We start from the raw sequence: 7263 nt of genomic DNA, 5'->3' as shown, positions 1-7263 counted from the left end.
CCCCCCCCCCCCCCCCCCCCCCCCCCCCCCCCCCCCCCCCCCCCCCCCCCCCCCCCCCCCCCCCCCCCCCCCCCCCCCCCCCCCCCCCCCCCACCGCAGGTCGGAGGGGTGATTCCCCGCCTGCTGGAGGTAGGCCCTGTGGGACTCGAACCCACAACCAATGGATTAAAAGTCCACTGCTCTGCCAATTGAGCTAAGGGCCCAGGCGATGTTGCCTCCCCGAGCATAGCCGGACGCGGCCGTCTCGCCGATCGGGTATCGGGGACACGGCCGCGCCGCGGTGCGCGAAGCGATGAGGATCGGTCACGGATCCGCCGGTTCCGGGGAGGTTCGGGTGCGTGCCGCCTCCCAGGCGACGGTCCGTTCGTGCGCCGGGTCGAGGAACCACTCGCGGGCCGAGAGCACCCACCACAGCCCCGCGAAGCCCAGGACGACGAGCACGGCGACGGGGGCGTAGTTGAAGGTCTCCCAGGTGACCGGGGAGACCTGGGGCAGCATGAACAGCACCGTGATCACCGCCACCCACGCCACGGACACCACGCCGATGGGCCGGGACCAGCGGCCGAGGTGCCACGGCCCGCGCTCGAAGGCGTCCCCCTTGCGCAGCCGCAGCAGCGTCGGGATGACGTACGCGATGTAGAGGCCGATCACGGCGATGGAGGTGACGGCCGCGTACGCGGTCACGTTGATCAGGTACGGCAGGCCGAGGAGCAGCGCGCCGCCGGCCGCCAGCCAGACGGCGGCGACGGGGGTGCGGGTGCGCGGGCTGACCGTGTGCCAGATGTGGGACCAGGGCAGGGCACCGTCCCGGGAGAACGCGTAGATCATGCGACTGTTGGCGGTCACGGACGCCATGCCGCAGAACAGCTGGGCGCCGATGACCACCAGGAGCAGCAGCTTCCCGGCGGTCGCGCCCAGCGCGTCCAGCAGGATCTGGGCGGGCGGCGCGCCGGTCGGGGACTCGAGCGCCCCCTGGTAGGACTGGATCGCGAACGTGAAGCCGAGGAGCAGCACGAATCCGGCGATCCACGAGGTCCAGATGGACCGCACGATGCCTTGGGGGCCCGCCGTCGACGCGTCGTGGGTCTCCTCCGTCATATGGGCGGAGGCGTCGTAGCCGGTGAAGGTGTACTGGGCCATCAGCAGGCCCAGCAGGACCACGTACACCCCGCTGCCCCAGCCCGTGTTGTTGACGAACTCGCCGAAGACGAAGGACGCGGACTGGTGCCGGTCGGGGACGAAGGCGAGCGCGCCCACGATGACGCCGACGCCCAGCACGTGCCACCACACGCTCACGCTGTTGAGCAGGGCGATGATCCGGACGCCGAAGGTGTTCAGCAGACCGTGCAGCAGCAGGATGCCCGCGAAGAGCAGGATCGTGCGCTCCGGGGTCACGGTGAAGTCGAACTGGAGGTTCAGGTAGGCGCCGAGGAAGGACGCGGCCCCGAAGTCGATGCCGGCGGTCACCGCCACCTGGCCGAGCACGTTGAACCAGCCCGTGAACCAGGCCCAGGCCGCCGCCGACCGGGCCGGTGCCAGCCGGTGCGCCCAGAAGTACAGGCCCGCCGAGGTCGGGTACGCCGAACAGATCTCGGCCATGGAGAGGCCGACGAACAGCGTCATCAGGCCGACGGCGACCCAGCCCCACATGATCACCGCGGGGCCGCCGGTGTTCATGCCGAACAGGTACAGCGTGAGACAGCCGGACAGGACCGAGATGATCGTGAAGGAGACCGCGTAGTTGGAGAACGCCGACATGCGCCGGGCGAGTACCTGCGTGTAACCGAGCTGGGCCAGCCGCTCTTCGTCCGACAGCCCACTCCCTATGGCGTCATCTGTCATGCCCCCAGCAATTCCCCCGCCCGGGGTATGACACACGTCACAACTTGGCTGAAAGATGTGGGTGATCCCCGGACCGATCCGGGAAACGCCGTGGCCCCCACCGAAGAATCGGTGGGGGCCACGGCGTTCACTCAGTCCCGATCAGCCGTTGCGCTTCCAGCGCGGCTTGTCGTCACGGCGACCGAAGGAGGAGCCGGTGGAACCGGTCGAGCCGGTGCCGCCGCGGTGGTCGTCACGACGGCCCTGCGGGCGGTCGTGGCCGCCGGTGCGGAAGCCCGGACGGTCGTCGCGACGGTCACGGTTGAACGGACGGTCGCTGCCACGGTGACCGGTGCGGTCGTCCCGGCGGAAGCCACCGCGGTCGTCGCGGCGCTCGAAGGTACGCCCGCCACGGTCGTCGCGGCGCTCGAAGGAACGGCCACCCCGGTCGTCACGGTCACGGTTGAACCCACCGCGGTCGTCACGACGCTCGAACGAACGGCCACCACGGTCGTCACGGTCACGGTTGAAGCCGCCACGGTCGTCACGACGCTCGAACGAACGGCCACCACGGTCATCGCGGTCACGGTTGAACCCGCGGCCACCACGGTCGTCTCGGTCACGGTTGAACCCACCGCGGTCGTCACGACGCTCGAACGAACGACCACCACGGTCATCGCGGTCACGGTTGAACCCACGGCCACCACGGTCGTCACGGTCACGGTTGAACCCACCGCGGTCGTCACGACGCTCGAACGAACGACCACCACGGTCGTCGCGACGCTCGAAGGAACGGCCACCACGGTCGTCACGGCGCTCACGGCGCTCGTACGACGACGTGGACGGCGCGCGCTCCTCGCGGGCGACCCGGTCGACGTCCTGCGCGGCCGGCTGCTCCGGCACGGAGACCTCGACGGCGGCCTGGACCTCGGCCTCGGCCTGCTCCTGCGCCTCGGCCACCGCGGCGTCGGGGTCCTCGCCACGCTCGCGGGCGACCCGGGCGACCAGCCGGTCGGCCTCGTCGCGCAGCTCGGACGCGCGGCGCTGCGCACGCTCCAGCTCCTTGGTGAGCTGGGAGACCTCGCGCTCGGCCTGCTGGGCGGCGTTGCCCGCGGACTCGGCCTGGACCTCCGTCATCGACCGAGCGCCGGTGATCTCGGCGACCTCCGGGTCGAAGGCGGCGCCGCCCTGGATGATGTGACGCCCGGCGTCGACGCCCGCGTCCTCCATCAGACGGAAGATCTGGCGGCGCTGGTGCGGCAGCGAGAGGGAGACGACCGTGCCGGTGCGGCCGGCGCGGGCCGTGCGGCCGGCGCGGTGCAGGTAGTCCTTGTGGTCGCCCGCCGGGTCCACGTTCAGGACCAGGTCGATGCCGTCGACGTGGATACCGCGCGCGGCGACGTCCGTCGCGACGAGCGCGTTGACGTAACCGTCCTTGAAGTCGGCCAGCGTCCGCGTCCGCGCGCCCTGCGTCATGCCGCCGTGCAGCGCGTCCGCCTTCACACCGGCGTCACGCAGCTGCTCGGCGATACGGTCGGCGCCGAGCTGGGTGCGGACGAAGATGATGGTGCGGCCCTTGCGGGAGGCGATCGCGGCCGTGACCGGCGCCTTGTCCTTGGGCTTCACGATCAGGATGTGGTGGGACATGGTCGTGACCGCGCCCTGGGCGGCGTCGACCTCGTGCGTGACCGGGTTGCTCAGGTAGCGCTTGACCAGCGTGGAGATCTCGTTCTCCATCGTGGCCGAGAACAGCATGCGCTGACCGCCGGCCGGCACCTGGTCGAGCAGCTCCGTCACCTCGGGCAGGAAGCCCAGGTCGGACATCTGGTCGGCCTCGTCGAGGACGGCGATCTGCACGTCCTCGAGGGAGCAGGCGCCGCGGTTGATGATGTCGCGCAGTCGGCCCGGGGTGGCGACGAGGATGTCGACGCCGCGCTCCAGGGCGTAGATCTGGTTGCCCATCGACGTACCGCCGCAGACGACCTTCATCTTCAGGCCGAGGACGTCGCCGTACGGCTGGAGCGCGTCCGCGACCTGCATGGCCAGCTCACGAGTCGGCGTGAGGATGATGGCGCGGGGCTTCTTCTTCTCGGTACGGCCGCCGGCCAGCGTGGCCAGGGTCGGCAGACCGAAGGAGAGGGTCTTGCCGGAGCCGGTGCGGCCACGGCCGAGGATGTCCTTGCCGGCCAGGGCGTCCGGGATGGTCGCGGCCTGGATCGGGAAGGGGCTGGTCACACCGTTCTGCGCGAGCTTGCGCACGACGCCCTCGGGGAGCCCGAGGTCGGCGAAGGTGAGCTCGGCAGCGGCGTCGACGTCCTCGACGACCTCGACGGTCTCGACGATCTCTTCGTCGAGGACGACGTCGGTGTTCTCGGGCAGGACGGCGTGATCAGTACTGGAAATGGACATGCGTAAGCGAAACCTTCCGGAGTCTCGTCGGCACGCGCCCGTCAACTCCGTGTTCGCATTACGACCGCCTCAATGCGGTCAGCCACGGCTGGGGAGAGTACGCGCCACACGGCGCGCTCTGCAGTGGCGCCGGGCAAATGGGATCAAACGATCTACCACCATACGCACCCTGCCCCCCTCAAGGCAAACCGGCCGCATCTCCGCAGCTCAGCGCGCCGCGCCGGCGCGGGCCGACGCCGCTTCGGAAGCGACCCCCGCCCTAGACCGGAGCTCCCGCCTCCGGCGCCGGCTCCCGCTCGACCAGCTGCGGGGCCGAACCGCCCGTCCCGCCGCCCGACTCGTGCGCGGAGGACGACGGCTCGGCCACCGTCGGCTCCGGGGACGGGGACGGCGGCTGCGGAGAGGGCGCGGGCGGTTCCGGGTCGGGGGAACGCGTGGGCACCGACGGCGGCGCCTTCGTCGGCGTCGGCACGCCCGGCTGCTCGGTCTTCCCGGGCTTCACCGGCCCCGCCGACGCGGACGCGCTCGCCCCCGCCGAGGGCGACCCGGACACGGACGCCGACGCGCTCGGCCGCCCCTTGCCCTTCCCGTGCCCGTGCTTGCCGTCGCCGCCGGCCGCGCCCATGTAGCCGCCGCCCACGCCCGCCGGCCCGCCGTCCGGGTCCTGACCACCGCGCTGACCGGCCGAGTGGGACGGCTTGGCGCGACCGCCCTCGCCGTCCCCGACGCTCATGCAGCCGGCGGCCGCGGCGACGGCCAGAACGGTGGCGGCCAGGCGAACGGGTACGTACTTGGGGCGCACGAGGCCACCTCCGGGGCAGGCAAATGGAGTCCACCTCCCCAACTCCCGCCGCCCGCAAGAGGACACGCGCCCCGGGCCGGGCGGGTCGGCGCCGAACGGGTCAGCCGTACCCCAGCGCGTGCAGCCGGGCGTCGTCGATCCCGAAGTGATGCGCGATCTCGTGCACCACCGTCACCTCGGTCTCCGCGACGACCTCCTCCCGCGTCTCGCACATCCGCAGCGTCGGCCCCCGGTAGATCGTGATCCGGTCCGGCAGCACCCCGGCGTACCACTCGCCGCGGTCCGTCAGCGGGGTCCCCTCGTACAGCCCGAGCAGCTCGGGATCGTCCGCCGGGGGCTCGTCCTCGACGAACACCGCGACGTTGTCCATCAGCCGCGTCAGCTCCGGCGGAATCCGGTCCAGGGCCTCGGCGACCAGTTCCTCGAACTCCTCGCGCGTCATCTCCAGCACAGCCCCATTCTCCGGTACGACCCCGCCGTACGAAGCCCCCGAACCGCACGGCCGCACCCGCACGACGGCCGCCCCCGCCCCCACCCCGCGCCCGCATACCCGTCCCCACACCGGGGCATACGGCACCAATGGCCCGTGCCCGTGTCCCTGCCCGGCTCCACCTCCGCGCCCCCACCGCACCGCTGAGGCGCCTGAAGCACGCCGTCCGCCCCGGGAAGCGGCGCCCGGCCACCCCCGAACTCACCGCCCGCCCCAACCCCTGGGCCCGCGCCGCCGGACTGACCGCGGTCGTCCTGATCGGCGCCTGGCTGGGCCTGCTGATCGTGGGAAACGTCCGCACCCCGGTCGGCCCCATGAACACCACCATGACCCTGCGCCCCTCCCTCACCGGCGGCACGAAGATCAACATCTCGCCGCTCGGCGCGCTCCACCTCGACAGCCACACCGCCCCGGTCCGCCTCGACGTCAACGTCGACCAGCTCGACCCGGCCCGCTCCGAGGCCCTCGTCGACCACCCCGAACGCCTCTCCGGCCTCCAGGACGAGGTCGCCGACGACGTCCGTCACGGCACCCTCGACCTCGCCCTGCGCTCCGGCGTCGCCGTCGTCACCGGCGCCACCGCCCTCGGCCTCGCCGTCTACCGCCGCCCCCGCCGCGCCCTGGCCGCCGGCGGCCTCGCCCTCACCCTGCTCGCCGCCGCGGGCGCCACCGCGTACGCCACCTGGAACCCCAAGTCGGTGCTGGAACCCCGCTTCTCCGGCCTGCTCTCCTCGGCCCCGTCCCTCGTCGGCGACGCCCGCAGCATCGTCACCGAGTTCGACGTCTACCAGCAGGAACTCGCCCGCCTGGTGACGAACGTGACCAAGCTGTACGACGTCACCTCCACGCTCCCGGCCTACCAGCCGGACCCCACGACGGTGCGCGTCCTGCACGTCTCCGACATCCATCTCAACCCCGCGAGCTGGAAGATCATCGCCTCGCTGGTGGAGCAGTACAAGGTCGACGTGATCGTCGACTCGGGCGACACCATGGACCACGGCACAGCCGCCGAGAACGGCTTCCTGGACCCCGTCGCCGACCTGGGCGCGCCCTACGTCTGGGTCCGCGGCAACCACGACTCGCCGATCACCCAGCGCTACCTGGACGGCATCAAGAACGTGCACGTCCTGGACGACGGCCGGGCCGTGACCCTCGCCGGTCTGCGCTTCGCGGGCATCGGCGACCCCCAGTTCACCCCCGACCGCTCCACCGTGCCGGGCGCCGGCGCGACCCAGGAGGAAGCGGGCGACCGTCTGACGGCGGCCCTCCGCGCCCAGGAGGCGGCCGGCACCCCGGTGGACGTGGCCGTCGTGCACGAGCCCTCCGCCGCCCGCCGCACGGACGGCGCCGTCCCGCTCGTCCTGGCCGGTCACCTCCACCACGAGGAGATGGAGGTCATGAGGAACGGCACCCGACTGCGCGTGGAGGGCTCGACCGGCGGCAGCGGACTGCGCGCCGTCGAGGGCGAGTACCCGGACCCGATCCAGGCGTCGATCCTCTACTTCGACCGCGACACCCGCCGCCTCCAGGCCTGGGACGAGATCGAACTGGGCGGCCTGGGCCTGACCACGGCCGAGGTCAGCCGCCACCTGCCCAAGGAGAACCAGCCCGGGGCGACACCGAGCCCGTCGCCGTCCCCCAGCCCGCCCTCCAGCCCGCCCTCCAGTCCGCCCCTCAGTCCGTCCCCCACGCCCTCCCCGTAAACCGTTTTGGCGATCCCTCCCCCCATCCCATATGCTTC

5 protein-coding genes and 1 tRNA gene are annotated in these 7263 nt (G+C 72.2%); 1 reads left to right on the top strand and 5 read right to left on the bottom strand.

Annotation, left to right across the window (positions count from 1 at the left end; translation table 11 throughout):
* Positions 1 to 130: 130 nt before the first annotated feature.
* From ACZ6D7_RS16555 to ACZ6D7_RS16535, 5 genes are all read right to left on the bottom strand, one after another.
* Positions 131 to 203 (bottom strand) — tRNA-Lys (locus ACZ6D7_RS16555).
* A 100-nt stretch (positions 204 to 303) separates the two neighbouring features.
* A complete protein-coding gene (locus ACZ6D7_RS16550; protein WP_469490733.1) occupies positions 304 to 1842 on the bottom strand; it encodes an amino acid permease in 1539 nt (512 codons plus the stop codon).
* A gap of 141 nt (positions 1843 to 1983) precedes the next feature.
* Entirely contained in the window at positions 1984 to 4230 is a 2247-nt protein-coding gene (locus ACZ6D7_RS16545) for a DEAD/DEAH box helicase (protein ID WP_469490731.1), read from the bottom strand.
* Between the two features lie 259 nt (positions 4231 to 4489).
* Positions 4490 to 5032 carry a hypothetical protein gene (locus ACZ6D7_RS16540; protein WP_469490728.1) on the bottom strand — a complete coding sequence of 181 codons (543 nt, stop codon included), beginning with the start codon at positions 5030 to 5032 and terminating at the stop codon, positions 4490 to 4492.
* Positions 5033 to 5132: 100 nt separating this feature from the next.
* Positions 5133 to 5483, bottom strand: a complete 351-nt coding sequence (locus ACZ6D7_RS16535; RefSeq protein ID WP_030798051.1) for a metallopeptidase family protein — start codon at positions 5481 to 5483, stop codon at positions 5133 to 5135.
* Between the two features lie 128 nt (positions 5484 to 5611).
* On the opposite strand from ACZ6D7_RS16535, the gene ACZ6D7_RS16530 reads away from it, so the two are divergent.
* Positions 5612 to 7225, top strand: a complete 1614-nt coding sequence (locus ACZ6D7_RS16530) for a metallophosphoesterase family protein (protein WP_469490723.1) — start codon at positions 5612 to 5614, stop codon at positions 7223 to 7225.
* Positions 7226 to 7263: the final 38 nt, after the last annotated feature.

The sequence above is a fragment of the Streptomyces sp. NPDC041784 genome (assembly GCF_055591025.1).
The sequence above is the reverse complement of the archived record's forward strand: the minus strand, read 5'-3'. Positions and strand labels throughout refer to the sequence as shown.